19 protein-coding genes and 1 pseudogene are annotated in these 16538 nt (G+C 36.4%); 19 read left to right on the forward strand and 1 reads right to left on the reverse strand.

The annotated features are described in order from the left end of the window. Window positions 1-91 precede the first annotated feature (91 nt). The 19 genes from ABUA27_RS01875 (at window position 92) to ABUA27_RS01965 (ending at window position 16120) form a co-directional block, all read left to right on the forward strand. Entirely contained in the window at window positions 92-709 is a 618-nt protein-coding gene (locus ABUA27_RS01875; RefSeq protein ID WP_349820105.1) for a sigma-70 family RNA polymerase sigma factor, read from the forward strand. Between the two features lie 86 nt (window positions 710-795). Continuing rightward, a complete protein-coding gene (locus ABUA27_RS01880; RefSeq protein ID WP_349820106.1) occupies window positions 796-984 on the forward strand; it encodes a hypothetical protein in 189 nt (62 codons plus the stop codon). Between the two features lie 14 nt (window positions 985-998). Beyond that, on the forward strand, window positions 999-1289 hold the full coding sequence (locus ABUA27_RS01885) for a DNA ligase (protein ID WP_349820107.1): 291 nt from the start codon (window positions 999-1001) through the stop codon (window positions 1287-1289). Further along, window positions 1290-2420, forward strand: coding sequence for a DUF2800 domain-containing protein (locus ABUA27_RS01890; protein WP_349820108.1), 1131 nt, complete (start codon window positions 1290-1292; stop codon window positions 2418-2420). It begins immediately after the preceding gene. A gap of 15 nt (window positions 2421-2435) precedes the next feature. Next, entirely contained in the window at window positions 2436-2999 is a 564-nt protein-coding gene (locus ABUA27_RS01895; RefSeq protein WP_349820109.1) for a DUF2815 family protein, read from the forward strand. A 21-nt stretch (window positions 3000-3020) separates the two neighbouring features. After that, a complete protein-coding gene (locus ABUA27_RS01900) occupies window positions 3021-3182 on the forward strand; it encodes a hypothetical protein (protein WP_349820110.1) in 162 nt (53 codons plus the stop codon). 58 nt (window positions 3183-3240) lie between these two features. Next, window positions 3241-5223 (forward strand): DNA polymerase, encoded by a 1983-nt coding sequence (locus ABUA27_RS01905; protein WP_349820111.1) that lies wholly within the window; start codon window positions 3241-3243, stop codon window positions 5221-5223. Between the two features lie 91 nt (window positions 5224-5314). Next, window positions 5315-6115, forward strand: a complete 801-nt coding sequence (locus ABUA27_RS01910; protein ID WP_349820112.1) for a phage antirepressor KilAC domain-containing protein — start codon at window positions 5315-5317, stop codon at window positions 6113-6115. A 1-nt stretch (window position 6116) separates the two neighbouring features. Continuing rightward, complete coding sequence (locus tag ABUA27_RS01915) at window positions 6117-6461, forward strand: DUF7768 domain-containing protein (protein ID WP_349820113.1); 345 nt, start codon at window positions 6117-6119, stop codon at window positions 6459-6461. Beyond that, window positions 6461-8701 carry a phage/plasmid primase, P4 family gene (locus tag ABUA27_RS01920; protein ID WP_349820114.1) on the forward strand — a complete coding sequence of 747 codons (2241 nt, stop codon included), beginning with the start codon at window positions 6461-6463 and terminating at the stop codon, window positions 8699-8701. The genes ABUA27_RS01915 and ABUA27_RS01920 overlap by 1 nt, the downstream gene beginning before the upstream one ends. Window positions 8702-8830: 129 nt before the next feature. Then, complete coding sequence (locus ABUA27_RS01925) at window positions 8831-9112, forward strand: VRR-NUC domain-containing protein (protein ID WP_349820115.1); 282 nt, start codon at window positions 8831-8833, stop codon at window positions 9110-9112. Continuing rightward, window positions 9093-10433 carry a DEAD/DEAH box helicase gene (locus ABUA27_RS01930; protein ID WP_349820116.1) on the forward strand — a complete coding sequence of 447 codons (1341 nt, stop codon included), beginning with the start codon at window positions 9093-9095 and terminating at the stop codon, window positions 10431-10433. The genes ABUA27_RS01925 and ABUA27_RS01930 overlap by 20 nt, the downstream gene beginning before the upstream one ends. Window positions 10434-10486: 53 nt before the next feature. Then, window positions 10487-10921, forward strand: a complete 435-nt coding sequence (locus ABUA27_RS01935; protein ID WP_349820117.1) for a hypothetical protein — start codon at window positions 10487-10489, stop codon at window positions 10919-10921. Between the two features lie 126 nt (window positions 10922-11047). Next, window positions 11048-11470, forward strand: a complete 423-nt coding sequence (locus ABUA27_RS01940; protein WP_502879941.1) for an HNH endonuclease — start codon at window positions 11048-11050, stop codon at window positions 11468-11470. Between the two features lie 103 nt (window positions 11471-11573). Beyond that, the gene (locus tag ABUA27_RS01945; protein WP_349820118.1) at window positions 11574-12125 is read left to right on the forward strand and encodes a P27 family phage terminase small subunit; all 552 of its coding nucleotides are present in this window, start codon (window positions 11574-11576) and stop codon (window positions 12123-12125) included. A 2-nt stretch (window positions 12126-12127) separates the two neighbouring features. Continuing rightward, window positions 12128-12910 carry an S-adenosylmethionine synthetase N-terminal domain-containing protein gene (locus ABUA27_RS01950; RefSeq protein WP_349820119.1) on the forward strand — a complete coding sequence of 261 codons (783 nt, stop codon included), beginning with the start codon at window positions 12128-12130 and terminating at the stop codon, window positions 12908-12910. A 9-nt stretch (window positions 12911-12919) separates the two neighbouring features. After that, on the forward strand, window positions 12920-14197 hold the full coding sequence (locus tag ABUA27_RS01955; RefSeq protein WP_349820120.1) for a site-specific DNA-methyltransferase: 1278 nt from the start codon (window positions 12920-12922) through the stop codon (window positions 14195-14197). Beyond that, on the forward strand, window positions 14181-15773 hold the full coding sequence (locus ABUA27_RS01960) for a DNA cytosine methyltransferase (protein WP_349820121.1): 1593 nt from the start codon (window positions 14181-14183) through the stop codon (window positions 15771-15773). Before ABUA27_RS01955 ends, ABUA27_RS01960 begins: the two co-directional genes overlap by 17 nt. 101 nt (window positions 15774-15874) lie before the next feature. Then, a complete protein-coding gene (locus tag ABUA27_RS01965; RefSeq protein ID WP_349820122.1) occupies window positions 15875-16120 on the forward strand; it encodes a hypothetical protein in 246 nt (81 codons plus the stop codon). 58 nt (window positions 16121-16178) lie between these two features. Here ABUA27_RS01965 and ABUA27_RS01970 read toward each other — a convergent pair. Beyond that, window positions 16179-16538 (reverse strand): annotated as a pseudogene (locus ABUA27_RS01970) (IS110 family RNA-guided transposase); the annotation flags it as partial.

Consider the following 16538-nt stretch of genomic DNA (forward strand, 5'->3'; position numbering starts at 1 on the left):
AATGGCTAGGAGAGTCGGTACATCTTAGTATTGGCTCATTTTTTTGTCCTCGTTCGAGTTAACCAAATTAACAGAAAAGCGAGGACAATCAATGAAATTTTACAAAACAAGCTCAAAGAAAAGAGATACTTACATTTACACATTTACTGGAATTGATGGTAGAGAAGAAAAAATCATTCTTCGTCCTGGAGAAAACGGGGTAACTGAGGCTGACATCAAAACACTTCATGCATTAGATGACAGTGAGGTTTATTACAACAACAAGAACTCCAAACCCGAAAGAACTCCAGAAGAAAAAGCTGAAATTGAAGAATGGACTAAAAAGTATATTGACGAAGAAACTGCTAGAAGAGGAGAGGCTCCATCAGAATATGAAATAGCATACAAGGTAGAAGAAAGATTCCCTAAAAATTACAACCTATCACTTGAATATGATTTTGGAACAGATGAATCAGATACTGATTTTGATAAGAACCGTCTTTTATACCAATTAGCGGTTAACCCAAATTGTGAGAATAGTGAAGATACAGAAAGAGTGCGTGAACTTATTGAAGAACTTACGGACAAGCAAAAGAAAGTAATCAAAAAGGTATTGTATGAAGAAATGAACTTCACTCAGATTTCAAAGGAAATGAAAATCAGCGTCAAGAATGTTTCAAAGCATTATAACAATGCCCTAAATTACATCAAAGAAAACTTTTTTAAATAAATCCTCCTTAAGGGGTAAAATTCGAGCTGTTTTCTTTGCCTGTTACTTGTAAGGGACAACACCTTACAGAAAGCGAGGTAAGGAAAATGGCAATGAAACACAAAATCACAATCAATGTTTCAGACCCCAACGGAAAGAAAGCCAATGTCCTAAAAGCAGCAGATATGCGTTTGCCGTCAAGAATTGCAAGATTCTTGTTTGGTGATTTTACACAGGTGTATTTGCTTGCTCCAGGACAAACGGTTGAGTCCGTTGATGTCAAAGAACTAAAGTAAGGAGGAAATGCTTAATGAGTAAATCAAGCGAGTTAGCAGTGCAGGTTAAACAGTTAAAACAATGTGGCGAAATGCTTATTGGTATAGCAGATAGTCTTTCACAGCTATTTTCTTCAGATGAAGAAAAACAAACACCAAAGAAGGCTTTTACATTTGAAGAAGTGCGAGGAGTTCTTGCTACTAAATCAAGAGAAGGTCATACAGCTGAAATTAAAGCAATTCTTACCGAATTTGGTGTAGAAAAACTTTCAGATGTGGATCCATCAAAGTATGAAGAACTTTTGCAAAAAGTGGAGGTGATGTAAATGGTAGCACACGCATTATTGTCTGCATCATCTAGCCACCGCTGGATTAACTGTCCGCCATCAGCAAAACTTAATGCAGAGGCAGAAAAAGTAAATTGTGAAACGAATAGTGATTATGCAAAGCAAGGTACTGATGCACATACTCTTTGTGAACATAAATTAAAGATTGCAATTGGTATGGAAAGCACAGACCCTACAGAGAACCTTAGTTTCTATGACGAAGAAATGGAACGATGTGCAGAAGAGTACAAAAACTTTTGCATATCTGTAAGTCAAGAAACTCAGAAAACTTGTAAAGACCCAGTAATTCTTATTGAAGAGAAACTTGATTTTTCAAACTATGTTCCTAATGGATTCGGTACTGGTGATTGCGTAATTATTGGAGATGGAACTCTTCATGTGATTGATTATAAGCATGGTCAAGGTGTAGAAGTATCAACTGAACACAATCCTCAAATGATGTGTTATGCACTTGGAGCATTAAATCTGTTTGATGGAATTTACGATATTGATAATGTTTCAATGACTATCTTCCAACCAAGAAGAGAAAACATCAGCACATTCGTTATGGAAAAAGATGAACTCTACACTTGGGCAGATACAGTTCTAAAACCAAAAGCAAAATTAGCCTTTGATGGTGAAGGTGAATTTATGGCGGGAGATCATTGTAGATTTTGCAAGGTCAAAGCAACTTGTAGGAAACGCATGGAACAAAACATGGAACTTGCAAAGTATGATTTTGAGATGCCTGTAACATTAGAAGATGCCGAGATTTCAATTGTTCTTTCAAAAGTAGATGAACTTGTATCATGGGCAACTGATGTTAAAGAGTATGCACTTCAAAGGGCAATGAGTGGTGTTCACTATGACGGATTTAAAGTAGTTGAAGGTCGCAGCGTTCGCAAGTATACCAATGAAGATAAAGTGGCAGAAACTGTAACGAGTATAGGAAAAGACCCATATGAGAAGAAGTTACTAGGAATAACAGCTATGACTACACTTCTTGGTAAGAAGAAATTTAATGAATTACTAGGTGATTTGGTTTACAAGCCAGAAGGCAAACCAACACTTGTTCCGGAAAGTGATAAACGTCCGGAAATCAAAACAGCAAAAGAAGATTTTAATGACTAATAGGAGGAAAAGAATATGTCAAAATTTAGTAACCCAATGAAAGTAATTACAGGACCTAACACAAGATGGAGCTATGCAAATGTCTGGGAGCCAAAAAGTATCAATGGTGGTGCTCCAAAGTATAGTGTCAGCCTTATCATTCCAAAATCAGATAAGACAACAGTGGATAAAATCAATGCTGCAATTAAGGCAGCTTATGAAGAAGGTCAATCAAAACTTAAAGGCAATGGTAGAAGTGTTCCTGCACTTTCTGCAATCAAGACACCACTTCGTGACGGAGACATTGAAAGACCGGACGATGAAGCATATGCAAATAGTTATTTCATCAATGCTAACTCTCCATCGGCACCTGGCATTGTAGATGCTGATAGAAATACAATCATTGACCGCAGTGAAGTCTATAGTGGTGTTTATGGACGTGCATCAATCAGCCTTTATGCTTTTAATTCTAACGGGAATAAAGGTATTGCTTGTGGTCTTAATAATCTTCAAAAGATTAGAGATGGAGAACCACTTGGTGGTAAATCACGTGCTGAGGATGATTTTGCAACAGACGCAGATGATGATTTCTTATCTTAAGAAAGGGTTTAGGTGAAAAATATGGAATTTTTAGAGACAATCATTTTATTTGTATGTATTTTAGCTTGGACTAGTTTAAGTGTTACTTTGTTAATCGATAGCATTCAAAGTTTTATCTTTGATAGAAGACGAGAAAAAAGAGAACTTGAGTATCATGAAGAACGTATGAAAAGTTTGAAATAATGTAGGTTTGGCGGTAGGAGAAATCTTACCGTCTTACTTTTTAGGAAGGTGGCAAGAAATGAAAAATATCAGTATTGATATTGAAACATACTCAGATGTTGATTTGCAGAAATGCGGTGTCTATAAGTATGTGGAGTCAGAGAACTTTGAAATTTTATTATTTGCATATTCGGTTGATGGCAGTGAAGTAATAGTGGTTGATTTAGCTCAAGGAGAAGAAATACCTATAGAGATTATTAAAGCATTAACTGATGAAGATATTACAAAATGGGCTTTTAATGCCAATTTTGAAAGAGTTTGTTTATCTGTATATTTACGAAGATTTTATGAGAATGAATTTACATCATACAGTATTTTAGAAGATACAGTTGGTGATTATCTTAGTCCTGTATCTTGGAAATGTTCTATGATTTGGTCTGCATATATGGGACTTCCTTTATCACTTGCAGGAGCAGGTGCGGTATTAGGATTATCAGAACAAAAGATGACTGAGGGAAAGGAACTCATCCGATATTTCTGTGTTCCTTGTAAAGCTACGAAAGTAAATGGTGGTAGAACTAGAAATCTACCAATTCACGATAAAGTAAAGTGGGAGTTATTTAAGAAATATAACAAAAGAGATGTTGAGGTAGAAATGGCTATACAAGAAAAGCTTTCTAAGTTCGCAGTACCGGATTTCATTTGGGAAGAATATCATCTTGATCAGGAAATCAATGATAGAGGAATTGCTCTTGATTTAAATGTTGTGAAAAATGCTATTTCTTTTGATGAAAAGTCTAAAGCAGTATTGTCACAAAAAATGCAGGAACTAACTGGTCTTGAAAATCCTAACTCAGTTATGCAAATGAAAGATTGGCTTTCTAACAATGGATTAGAGATGGATAGTCTTGGTAAAAAGGAAGTTGCAGCAGTATTAAAGACAGTGAAAGAACCACTTAAAACAGTGCTTGAATTAAGACAGCAGCTTTCCAAATCCTCGGTTAAGAAATATCAAGCTATGCAAAACGTAGTATGTAGAGATGGAAGAGCAAGAGGAATGTTCATGTTTTATGGAGCCAATCGAAGTGGAAGATGGGCTGGTAGACTTATTCAATTACAGAATCTTCCTCAAAATCATATGTCAGATTTAGCAGATGCACGAGGACTTGTAAAGGTTGGAAATTATGAAGCTATGAATATGCTTTATGAGGATATACCAGATACTTTATCGCAGCTTATTCGCACTGCCTTCGTGCCAAGAAAAGGTATGAAATTTATTGTATCTGACTTTTCTGCAATTGAAGCTAGAGTGTTATCTCATCTTGCAGGAGAAAAATGGCGAGCAGAGGTCTTTGCAAATGGTGGTGACATCTACTGCGCATCGGCAAGTCAGATGTTTGGTGTTCCGGTAGAAAAACATGGACAAAACGCTCATTTAAGACAAAAAGGTAAAATCGCAGAATTAGCACTTGGCTATGGTGGTTCTGTTGGTGCTTTAAAAGCAATGGGAGCTCTTGATATGGGACTTAATGAAGAAGAATTACAACCACTTGTGAATATGTGGCGAGAGGCAAATCCTAATATTGTTAAATTTTGGTGGGATGTTGATCGTGCTGTAAAGAAAGCAGTTATTGAAAGAACTCCATCAAAAATTGGGAATATCAGTTTTTTCTATAAAAGCGGAATGCTTTTTATTGAACTTCCAAGTGGCAGAAGACTTTCCTATGTAAAACCTAAGATGGGAGTAAATCAGTTCGGGAGTGAATCGGTAACCTATGAAGGTGTAGGAGCAACTAAGAAATGGGAACGAATCGAAAGCTATGGACCGAAGTTTGTAGAAAATATAGTACAAGCAATTAGCAGAGATATTTTAATGTATGCCATCAGAACGTTATCTCATTGTTTTATCGTAGGCCATGTCCATGATGAATTGATTATTGAATGTAGTAAGAATGTCTCGCTTGATGCTATTTGTAAGCAAATGGGTAGAACTCCACCTTGGATTTCCGGTATTTTACTTCGTGCGGATGGATATGAAACAGAATTTTATAAAAAAGATTAAATAAATGATTGGCAGGGGTAAAATCCTGCCATTTTTCTTTGCCTGTTATTTAGAGGAATAGCCCTCAAAAAAATAACAGGAGGTAATTCTAATGAACGAATTGCGAAAATTTACAAAAGCGGAGTTTGGTTCTATCCGCGCACTAACGATAAATGGAGAGCCATATTTTGTAGGAAAGGACGTAGCAGAGATTCTTGGTTACAGCAATACTAAAGATGCAATTGCGACTCATGTAGATGAGGAAGACAGAACTGTAATCCAAAGGTCGGAAAACGCGACCTTAGAAATTCCAAATAGAGGATTGACGGTTATAAACGAAAGTGGTCTTTACAGTTTAATTCTTTCAAGCAAAATGCCAAATGCTAAGAAGTTTAAGAGATGGGTAACATCGGAAGTATTACCTAGTATTCGTAAATATGGAGCTTATGCAGTAGACGAATTACTTAATAATCCAGATATGCTTATTGCTGCTCTTACTCAGTTAAAAGAAGAAAGAGAAAAGGCAAGAGTGCTTCAAGAAACAATTGCTATTCAGAATCAGCAAATTGTAGAAATGAAACCCAAAGCAAGTTACTACGATGTGGTTTTAAATTGTAAAGATTTAGTTGCTATTTCTGTAATTGCTAAAGACTATGGTTGGACTGCCAATTATATGAATCAATATCTTCATGAAAAAGGGATTCAGTTTAAACAAGGTAAGAAGATTTGGCTTTTGTATAAGGAATATGCAGAAATGGGACTGACATCAACGAAAACACACACCTATGGAGGTTCAGACGGAAGCACTCATTCCAAACCACATACCTATTGGACACAAAAAGGACGTTTGTTTATCTACGACTTGCTTAAAAAAGATGGCATCTTACCGATGATAGAAAAAGAGGTGCAATAGAATGACTAATAAGGAATATAGACCGCTTGTTTACATCTGTAGTAAGTATCGTGGGGATATAAAAACAAATGTAGAAAATGCTCGTAAGTACTGCAGATTTGCACTTGATAACATGACAATTCCTATTGCTCCCCACCTTTTATACCCACAGTTTATGAATGACGCTGATCCAAATGAGAGATACTTAGCCGTTCATACGATTAACTATGTACTTTTAGGTAAATGCAGAGAACTATGGGTATTTGGTAAAGAATTCTCTGATGGAATGCAAAGAGAAATTGATATTGCCAAAAGAAGAAAAATGAAAATTAGATATTTTTCTGAAGAAATGGAGGAGCAAGCATAATGAAATTAACTATTTACACTGCAAATTGTGTCGGTAATCCAGCCAATTCTCTTTACCCAAATAAATCCGAAATCAATAATAAGGACGATATGCTTGCTACCATTGCTAGAGATCATGTATGTGGTGAGTTTAAGAATTGTCATCGAAGTGTTGATGATTTCATTTCCTCTGATGTAGAGGTCATGGACTGTGACAACGACCATAGTGATGATTCTAAAGATTGGATTTATCCAAAGATGTATGAAGATTTATTTCCTGATGTCAGTTATATCGTAGTACCGAGTAGGAACGATGGTAAGGATAAAGGTAATAAATCAGCAAGACCAAGACATCATATCTACTTTCCACATGAGCCAATTACTGTAGCTGAAGAATGTGCAGGTATCAAAGAGAGATTGCAGGAAGTTATGACTTTCTTTGATGATAATGCACTTGATGCCGCAAGGTTTATTTTTGGTCATACGCCAACAGATATTATTTGGCATGAAGGAACTAGGTCGATTGTGGATTTGTTAGATGAGTTGGATTTTGAAGAGTTTGATAATGCTACTCAAAGTATCGGTGAGGGTTCTCGTAACAACACGATGAGTCATATTGCCGGACGCTTGATTAAGAGATATGGGAATACAGATAAAGCACATGAAATCTATCTTGAAAAAGCTAAACTATGTAATCCACCATTAGAAGATAATGAACTCTCTTTGATTTGGAGCAGTGCCATTAAATTTGGTAAAAAGGTGCAAGCACAAGAAGGATATATTGCTCCAGAAGATTTTGAAAAAGGATACAGCTTAAAACCAGATGATTATTCAGATATTGGACAAGCTAAGGTGCTCGTTCGTGAATATAAAGGCGAACTTGCTTATACAGACTCGACCGATTATTTAAGATATGACGGTACGCATTGGTCAGAATCAAAGCAACTTGCTGTTGGTGCTTGTGAAGAGTTTTTGGATAAACAACTAAATGAGTCATTGGCAGCAGTAGAAAAAGCTAAGAAATCACTTCTTGATGACGGAATAGATAAAGAAATCATTATGGCAGGAGGAAAAACTCTTGAAAAAGCAATTGATGAAAACAGTGAAAGAGCGTTCAAGGAATTTATGATGGCATCAAAATATAACGCATTCGTTATGAAAAGAAGAGATATGAAATACGTAACTTCTGCACTGCAAGCCGCAAAACCTATGCTACTTAAGGAAATTACAGATTTTGATGTTCAGGAGTTTCTGCTAAATACTCCTGATGGTACTTATGATTTAAGAAATGGAAGTAGTAAAGAACATCAAGCGGAGGACTTCATCACAAAGGTGACGGCAATTTCTCCAAATGATGTGGGCATGAATTTATGGCTTGATGCTTTAGAAAATTTCTTCTGTAAAGATAAGGAACTTATTGATTATGTACAACAAATCGTAGGTCTCTCTGCTATCGGAAAGGTTTATGTTGAGGCACTTGTAATTGCTTATGGTGAAGGCAGCAATGGTAAAAGTACGTTCTGGAATACCATAGCACGAGTGCTTGGAACTTATAGTGGTGCAATTTCAGCAGATGCATTGACTGTTGGTTGTAAACGAAATGTCAGACCGGAAATGGCAGAACTTAAAGGTAAACGATTAGTGGTAGCAGCAGAACTTGAAGAAGGAATGCGTCTAAATACATCAATCGTTAAGCAGCTTTGTTCTACGGATGAGGTTTCAGCAGAAAAGAAATATAAGGATCCATTTAAATATGTGCCAACTCACACACTAGTTTTATATACAAATCATCTTCCAAAGGTAGGAGCAAATGATGATGGCACTTGGCGTAGACTTATTGTTATTCCTTTTAATGCAAAGATTACCGGTAGTGCTGATAAGAAAAATTATGCTGATTATCTTTATGAAAACGCAGGTGGTGCTGTTCTTTCATGGATTATTGATGGAGCACAAAAGGCTATCAAAAATAACTTTAAGATAAAAAATCCCAAGGTTGTTGAGGATGCCATAAATAAATATCGTGAAAACAATGATTGGCTTTCTAGTTTTATTGAAGAATGCTGTGAAGTAGATGATTCTTATCAGCAAAAGTCGGGAGAATTTTATCAGGAGTATCGTTCTTATTGTGCAAGAACCGGAGAGTATACAAGAAGTACCACAGATTTTTATACAGGAATAGAAAATGCAGGGTTTAAAAGAAAGAAAACGAAAGGATGCAATTTTGTGCTTGGAATTCGTTTGAAATCGGACTTTCTAGATTAGAAGATGGAGGTCGTGGAGGTCTATTATATAAAACCCCTTTAGGGCAGAAATTTTAGTAAAAAATCACTCTATATAAAGTTTTAGAAACGACTTCATCGACCTCCACCACTATAGATTTTGGAGGTATTTATGCGAGAAAAAGAAATAGAACAAAAACTTGTAGATACTGTAAAAAAGCATGGTGGCATTTGTCCTAAATTCGTATCTCCTGGTTTTTCAGGAATGCCGGATAGAATAGTTCTTCTACCAAAAGGCAAGTTTGCTTTTATAGAATTGAAAGCACCAAATAAAAAACCGAGGCCTTTGCAAGTGGCTAGGCATAAATTATTGATGGGGCTTGGCTTTCGAGTTTATGTCATTGATGGGATGGAGCAAATTGGAGGTGTTATTGATGAAATACGAACCACATAGTTATCAGAAATATGCGACTGACTTTATCGAAAGAAATTCAATAGCAGCATTACTACTTGATATGGGACTTGGAAAAACAAGCATTACTTTAACAGCAATCAATAATCTCTTATTTGATTATTTTGATGCACATCGAGTTTTAGTTATAGCACCTCTTCGAGTGGCTAAGAACACATGGCCAGAAGAAATTGAAAAATGGAGCCATCTTTCTGATCTTAAATATTCAGTGGTTGTAGGTACAGAAAAAGAAAGAACTTCTGCATTAAAAGAAAACGCAGATATCTATATTATCAATCGAGAGAATATTCCTTGGCTTGTAGAGAAAAGTAAACTTCCATTTGACTTTGATATGGTTGTTATCGATGAACTTTCTTCTTTTAAGAATTATAGTTCTAAACGATTTAAGTCATTGATGAAGGTTAGACCTAAAATAAGAAGAATAATTGGACTTACAGGAACACCATCAAGTAACGGACTTATGGATCTGTTTGCAGAATTCAAAATCTTAGATATGGGAGTAAGACTTGGAAGATTTATAGGACAGTATCGAAATGCATACTTTACACCTGATAAAATGAATGGTCCTATTGTTTATAGCTATAAGCCTCTTCCTTCTGCAGAAAAGATAATTTATGAAAAAATATCTGACATAACAATTTCAATGAAAGCTACTGACCATTTAAAAATGCCAGAATTAATTGAATGTGAAACAGTGGTACAAATGTCAGAAAAGGAAAAGAAAAGTTATACAACCTTGAAAAAAGAACTTGTACTTTCTATTCCGGATGGAGAGATTACAGCAGCCAATGCAGCATCGCTTTCTAATAAATTATCGCAAATGGCGAATGGTGCAATCTATCTTGAGGATAAAGAATTTGTAACAATTCATGATAGAAAGTTAGATGCACTTGAGGACTTGATTGAGAGTGCAAATGGAAAACCTCTACTTGTAGCTTATTGGTTTAAACATGATCTAGAACGCATAAAAGAAAGATTTGAAGTTCGTGAAATCAAAACCTCTAACGACATCAAGGATTGGAACGATGGGGAAATCCCTGTAGCAGTTATTCATCCGGCAAGTGCAGGTCATGGCTTAAATCTTCAAAGCGGAGGTTCTACACTTGTTTGGTTTGGTCTTACTTGGAGCTTAGAACTTTATCAGCAAACCAATGCAAGGTTATATCGACAAGGTCAAAATGACACAGTTGTTATTCATCACATTATTACCAAAGGTACGATTGATGAAGATATCTTGAAAGCATTAAAACGAAAAGATAAAACTCAAAGCAGTTTAATCGATGCAGTAAAAGCAAAATTGTAAATCAAAGACAAAAATTGACAATCCGAGGGAAAGAAAAATCGGAGGTGTCAGATATGACAGCAAAAGAATTTTTAAATCAACCATTCGAACTACAAAGGCTAATTAAAATAAAAGAGAAGAGAATACAGTGCTATCGAGAACTTGCAAGTTGTCCAGCATCGCCTAGTTTTGAGCCTCATTATGCAGCTACAAGAAATACTAAAGCACCCTTTGAAAGGTATCTTGAAAAGATAAATGTTCTAGAAGAACAACTCATAAATGATTATGCAAAGCTAGAGTATTTAAAACATGAAGTTGATGTAGCAATTGATGGTATGGAAGACCCAATCGAAGAATTAGTACTTAGGTATCGATATTCTAAACTTATGAAAATTGAGGACATTGCAAGAGAAATGAACTACTCACATAGATGGATTAAGCGTGTTCATGCCAGAGCTTTAGAACATTTTGAAAGAAGCCACCCTAGTTCACCCTCAGGCCACTGTTAGTTCCTAAGCGAAAGTAGTAAAATGGTATTGTAGAAAAATATATAAAAAAGCAAAGAGCCTTTGTTGGAGCAATTCTTCAAGGGCTTTTCTTATTGTGTAGTTGTTTTAGTAGTATACAACTACACAATGAAAACAACTAAAAAAGGAGGTGCAAACTTGCCAAGAAAACCGAAGAAACCCTGTGGCTATCCCGGTTGTCCCAATTTAACCGAAGGAAGATACTGCGAGGAACACGAAAAGGAAATGAATAAAGATTACGAGAAGTATGGTAGAGATAAAGCTGTACGCCGTAGGTATGGACGAGCATGGAAACGAATCCGTGATAAGTATGTTAAAGAGCATCCGTTTTGTGAATTGTGTTTTAAGAATGGAATCATTGTTCCGGTAGATGAGGTTCATCATAAGTTACCGCTTGCTGAGGGTGGAACACATGATAGAAGTAATCTAATATCACTTTGTAAATCATGTCATGCAAAAATTCATGGAGAGCGTGGAGATTATCAAAATGGCAAAAAACATAGAATTTATGAATATGAAGACAAAGCCTAGGGGCGGTCAAAATCTCTACAAATGAGATTACCGTGGAACGGCGTGGGGTCTTCTGTGTAAAAAAAGCGTATTCAAAAGGGTAATTAAAGGAGGATGACGAGACGTGCCTACAAAATCAAATAATATAGGCGGCCGCGGTGGTGCAAGACCGGGTGCAGGTCGTAAAAAATCAGCTGTAAAAGATAAAGCAAACAGTGGAAATCCTGGTGGTAGAAAATTAGAAATTCTAGATATACCAGATGTTGAAGGCGTGGAGATGCCAAAGCCACATGATTTCTTGTCTGCCAAACAAAGAGACGGAGAAGAACTTCAAGCATCTGATATTTATGAAGAAACATGGAAATGGCTTAAAAAGATAGGATGTGCATCTAAAGTATCCCCTCAGTTATTGGAGAGATATGCGATGTGTTCTGCTCGTTGGATTCAGTGCGAAGAAATGACTAATAAACTTGGTTTTCTTTCCAAGCATCCAACAACAGGAAAACCTATACCATCTCCATTTATTAACATTGGCATTAACTATATGAACCAAGCTGTAAGGCTATGGAATGAAATATTTCAAATCGTTAAGGAAAACTGCAGTACTGATTATGACGATGCTGCACCACAAAATGATTTGATGGAACGCTTATTAAGAGCAAGGGAAGGAAGATAGATATGATTGAAAAAGTAAATCCAAAACATCCGGATAAAATTGCAGATAGAATTGCCGGAGCGATTGTTGACTTAGCATATGGAAAAGAAGAAAATCCAAAGATTGCCGTAGAAGTCTTAATCGGACATGGTGTGTGCCATGCGATTATTGAAACATCAGCAAGCCTTGATGCAAAAGATATTGAAGGTGCAATTACTCGTATTGCAGGGAATGTTACTCTCGATATAGTGATTGTTCCTCAAGATACACATCTTGCTAAGAACCAAGAAGAAAAAATCAAATGTGGGGATAACGGAATCTTCAAAGGTGTACCTTTAACATCTGAACAAAAAATGTTATCCGTTATCGCAAATGAAATCTATGACGCTTACCCATACGATGGAAAGTACATTCTTGATGGAGATAGACTTATCATTTGTCAAAGTAACGCAAAAACCACAGATTTAAAATCTACATATCCAAATGCTCAAATCAATCCTCTTGGTGATTGGACGGGTGGAACTGATGTTGATACAGGTGCAACTAATAGAAAACTTGGTTCTGATATGGGGGATTCAGTAACCGGCGGTGGTCTTCATGGTAAAGACTTATCCAAAGCAGATGTATCTGTAAATATCTACGCATTTTTAAAGGCACAAGAAACCGGAAAAACTGTAAATCTTGTTTGTGCAATTGGTGATGATACGATTGATGGAAAACCATATAGTGAAATCGTTGAAATTGCAAGAGAGCATATTCACTCTGTCGGTGGTTTCGAGAAATTTGCTGAATGGGGGCTTTTTTAGGAGGTATCTATGGGTAAAACAACAACTGAGATGAAACTTGTAGAAGTTTCAAAGCTTATTCCTTATGTCAATAATGCAAGAACCCACTCTGCAGAACAAGTAATGAAACTTCGTTCTTCCCTCCGAGAGTTTGGTTTTATCAATCCGGTTATTATTGATAGAGAGTTAAATGTTATCGCAGGTCATGGAAGAATCCTTGCTGCTAAAGAAGAAGGAATCAAAGAAGTACCATGTGTGTTTGTTGATTATTTAACCGAGGCACAAAAGAAAGCATACATCTTGGCAGATAACCGAATGGCTGTGGATGCAGGTTGGGATGAAGAATTACTTCGTATTGAGATTGAATCTTTACAAGGTGAGGATTTCAATATTGCATTAACCGGATTTGATGAAAATGACCTAGCTGAGTTATTTGGAAGTGATGATACTTCTGATGTGAAAGATGATGATTATGATTTATCCGAGGCATTAGAGAAAGCAGCATTTGTCAAACGAGGAGATATTTGGAGCGTTGGCAGACACCGACTTATGTGTGGTGATGCTACAAGTGAAGAAGATGTATCTACTCTAATGGATGGAAAGAAAGCAAATCTAGTTTTAACCGATCCACCATACAATGTATCATTTGAAAGTTCCGATGGCCTTTCAATTAAAAATGACAAGATGAAAAGTGATAAGTTTTATGAATTTTTGCTTTCTGCATTTCAAAATATGGCAGACCATTTGGAAAAAGGTGGTGCTGCATATGTGTTCCATGCAGATACTGAAGGACTTAATTTTAGAAAAGCATTCATTGATGCCGGATTTCATTTGTCTGGATGTTGTATTTGGGTAAAGAACTCGCTTGTCTTAGGACGTTCTGATTATCAGTGGCAGCACGAACCGGTGCTTTATGGCTTCCTTCAAAATGGCAAACACTACTGGAGTAAGAATGCAGGTAGAAGTCAAACTACGATATGGAATTTTGATAAGCCAAAGAAGAATCAAAATCATCCAACTTCTAAGCCGTTAGATTTGCTTGCTTATCCTATTGGAAATTCAAGTCAGGAAAATGCAATCGTTATTGATACATTCGGTGGCAGTGGTTCTACTTTGATGACCTGTGAAAAAACAAATCGTATTTGCTATACGATGGAACTTGATGAGAAATATGCATCAGTCATCCTTAGAAGATATGTGGAAGATACGGGTAATAGTGATAATGTCTTTGTTACTAGAAATGGTGAGAAAATTCCATACTCTGCTTTAGTAAAAGAAGTTGAGGATGGTGATGAGAAAAATGAATAAATTAACACTAGGAAGTTTATTTGATGGTTCAGGTGGATTTCCACTCGGAGGCTTGATTTCCGGTATTACCCCTTTGTGGGCATCGGAGATTGAGCCTTTTCCTATTAGAGTAACAACGAAAAGGATGCCGTTTGTAAAACACTATGGTGACATTTCTAAAATGAATGGTGGAGAAATAGAACCTGTTGATATTATCACTTTTGGAAGTCCCTGTCAGGATATGAGTATTGCAGGAAAAAGAGATGGCCTTTCTGGTTCTCGCTCTAGCCTTTTCTATGAGGCAATACGAATCATTAAAGAAATGAGGTGTAAAACAAATGGAGAAAAACCTAGATTTATCGTTTGGGAAAACGTGCCAGGAGCATTTAGTTCCAACAAAGGAGATGACTTCAAAACAGTCATCGAAGAAATCTGCAAAATCAAAGATGGATCATTGTCAGTGCCTAAACCTACAAAGTGGATGGGGGCAGGAAAAATCATGGGAGATGATTTCTCAGTCGCTTGGCGAGTGTTTGATGCTCAATTTTGGGGAGTACCCCAACGAAGAAGACGTATCTACCTTGTCGCAGATTTTGGAGGTTTCAGTGCAGGAAAAATATTATTTGAGTCAGAAGGCTTGTCTGGGTATTCTAAAAAGAGCATCTCTTCGCGGAAAGACTCTGCCTCCACTTCTAGAGAAAGCACTGAAAACACAAGCATCAGCATAGATGGATATAATGGTTCAATCGATAAAGTAGCATCCACCTTGGGTGTGAACTGTGGTATGTCAACAGGCAGAAATGGAGTAATGTTTGAAAATCATGGCCAAGATACTAGATTCAAAGAATTAGAAGAAATAGCACCAACAGTACTTTCAACTTATGGTACAGGCGGAAATAATCAGCCTTTCGTTGTTTCGAATGTGAAAAGCTTTGATGTGAGATTAACTTCGGAAGGTACAAAGAATGCTCGTGCCAATGTTTATGAAACGGATGTATCTCGAACTCTTGATACCGGGGGAACTACTCCTGATAGAAATCAAGGTGGTGTTGCAGTTGTTTCTTATGGAATTGGTAGACCTGCTATGAATCAGGGATACAATGCAAAGTTCAGTTTTCAAGTTGAAGAGGAAGTTGAACCTACCATTGTAGCTGCCGGAGCTAGTGGTGTTGCTCATCCGGTTTATAGTTCAAGCAAAGCATCTTTTTTTACATTAGCTGAAGAAGAAAAAGCGAACACTCTAGTTGCTACAGACTATAAAGACCCTCCGATTGTAAACGAACCTCACTACATAGTTAGAAGACTTACTCCTACAGAATGTGCAAGGCTTCAAGGTTTCCCAGACTTTTGGTGCAATAATCTTGAAACAGAAAATCCTACAGATGATGAGATTAGTTTTTGGAGAGATGTTTTTGAAACGCATCGATTAGCAATTGGTAAAAGTACAAAACCTAAATCAGATAATCAAATAATGAAATGGCTTAAAAATCCTCACAGTGATTCTGCAGAATATAAGATGTGGGGCAACGGTGTGGCTCTTCCTAATGTAGTATTCGTTTTATCTGGAATTGTATGGGCTACACAATTAGAAGAGTGATTTTTCCTTTATTATTTGTACACATTATTATGTGAATTAACTTGCTATTTACTCCCTTTAGAGTGATATATGTAGTACCAAGAAAAGGAGGTGTCATAAAGATGACAGCAAAGAAAGGTTTAGATGCAATTTCAAAAAGAACCTTAGAACTTTGGTACAAAGTAAATGAAAAGTATGGTGAGCACGTTTATACCCTTGGCGTAAATGGGAATGACAAAGTTGTTCTTTCAAAGGGATATGGCAAAACCATCGAACTTGGTACTACTGAGGTAAACAAAGCACTGAAAGAATTATTAAAAACAAAGGGAGGACAAAAGTGTGAAACAAAAATCAATCAAAACGTATAAAAAAAGACAAACTTAAAAATAAGTTTGAATAATTTAGAAAAAATAGAATAATTGAATATTATGGTTTAGTTAATTTAGAAACGTCAAAACCTGATTTCTTAAGAAACTCTATCGCTGATTCTTCTGTTAAAACTTGTTGCTTTATAGGTGGCTTAGGATTTTTAAATGATTCATAATCTGAAGGATTAAATGTCTCTCCAGTAAGAATCATATGGTATATACTGACAAGCATCATTCTTGCAATTGCGATAATGGCTTTCTTGTGGCCTCGTCTCTTTTTGATACGAGAATACTTAATTCCAAAATAGCCCTCCTTATCTTTGATTGCTCCAAGAGCACACTGAACTAATAAAGGTTTTAAATATTGACCTGCTTTAGAAATACGAACTGATTTTTTCTTATTAGCACTTTCGTTGTT

The sequence above is a fragment of the Catenibacterium sp. RTP21428st1_D7_RTP21428_210409 genome (genome assembly GCF_040227455.1).
In the GTDB taxonomy this organism is placed as follows: Bacteria; Bacillota_I; Bacilli_A; order Erysipelotrichales; family Coprobacillaceae; genus Catenibacterium; species Catenibacterium mitsuoka_A.

Excerpts from the sequence above, each read along its gene's own strand:
- ABUA27_RS01965 (WP_349820122.1), top strand. The coding sequence starts at position 15,875 with ATGACAGCAAAGAAAGGTTTAGATGCAATTTCAAAAAGAACCTTAGAA.
- ABUA27_RS01960 (WP_349820121.1), top strand. The coding sequence starts at position 14,181 with ATGAGAAAAATGAATAAATTAACACTAGGAAGTTTATTTGATGGTTCA.
- ABUA27_RS01950 (WP_349820119.1), top strand. The coding sequence starts at position 12,128 with ATGATTGAAAAAGTAAATCCAAAACATCCGGATAAAATTGCAGATAGA.
- ABUA27_RS01905 (WP_349820111.1), top strand. The coding sequence starts at position 3,241 with ATGAAAAATATCAGTATTGATATTGAAACATACTCAGATGTTGATTTG.
- ABUA27_RS01915 (WP_349820113.1), top strand. The coding sequence starts at position 6,117 with ATGACTAATAAGGAATATAGACCGCTTGTTTACATCTGTAGTAAGTAT.
- ABUA27_RS01940 (WP_502879941.1), top strand. The coding sequence starts at position 11,048 with ATGAAAACAACTAAAAAAGGAGGTGCAAACTTGCCAAGAAAACCGAAG.
- ABUA27_RS01885 (WP_349820107.1), top strand. The coding sequence starts at position 999 with ATGAGTAAATCAAGCGAGTTAGCAGTGCAGGTTAAACAGTTAAAACAA.
- ABUA27_RS01895 (WP_349820109.1), top strand. The coding sequence starts at position 2,436 with ATGTCAAAATTTAGTAACCCAATGAAAGTAATTACAGGACCTAACACA.
- ABUA27_RS01935 (WP_349820117.1), top strand. The coding sequence starts at position 10,487 with ATGACAGCAAAAGAATTTTTAAATCAACCATTCGAACTACAAAGGCTA.
- ABUA27_RS01910 (WP_349820112.1), top strand. The coding sequence starts at position 5,315 with ATGAACGAATTGCGAAAATTTACAAAAGCGGAGTTTGGTTCTATCCGC.
- ABUA27_RS01875 (WP_349820105.1), top strand. The coding sequence starts at position 92 with ATGAAATTTTACAAAACAAGCTCAAAGAAAAGAGATACTTACATTTAC.
- ABUA27_RS01955 (WP_349820120.1), top strand. The coding sequence starts at position 12,920 with ATGGGTAAAACAACAACTGAGATGAAACTTGTAGAAGTTTCAAAGCTT.
- ABUA27_RS01920 (WP_349820114.1), top strand. The coding sequence starts at position 6,461 with ATGAAATTAACTATTTACACTGCAAATTGTGTCGGTAATCCAGCCAAT.
- ABUA27_RS01930 (WP_349820116.1), top strand. The coding sequence starts at position 9,093 with ATGAAATACGAACCACATAGTTATCAGAAATATGCGACTGACTTTATC.
- ABUA27_RS01890 (WP_349820108.1), top strand. The coding sequence starts at position 1,290 with ATGGTAGCACACGCATTATTGTCTGCATCATCTAGCCACCGCTGGATT.
- ABUA27_RS01925 (WP_349820115.1), top strand. The coding sequence starts at position 8,831 with ATGCGAGAAAAAGAAATAGAACAAAAACTTGTAGATACTGTAAAAAAG.
- ABUA27_RS01880 (WP_349820106.1), top strand. The coding sequence starts at position 796 with ATGGCAATGAAACACAAAATCACAATCAATGTTTCAGACCCCAACGGA.
- ABUA27_RS01900 (WP_349820110.1), top strand. The coding sequence starts at position 3,021 with ATGGAATTTTTAGAGACAATCATTTTATTTGTATGTATTTTAGCTTGG.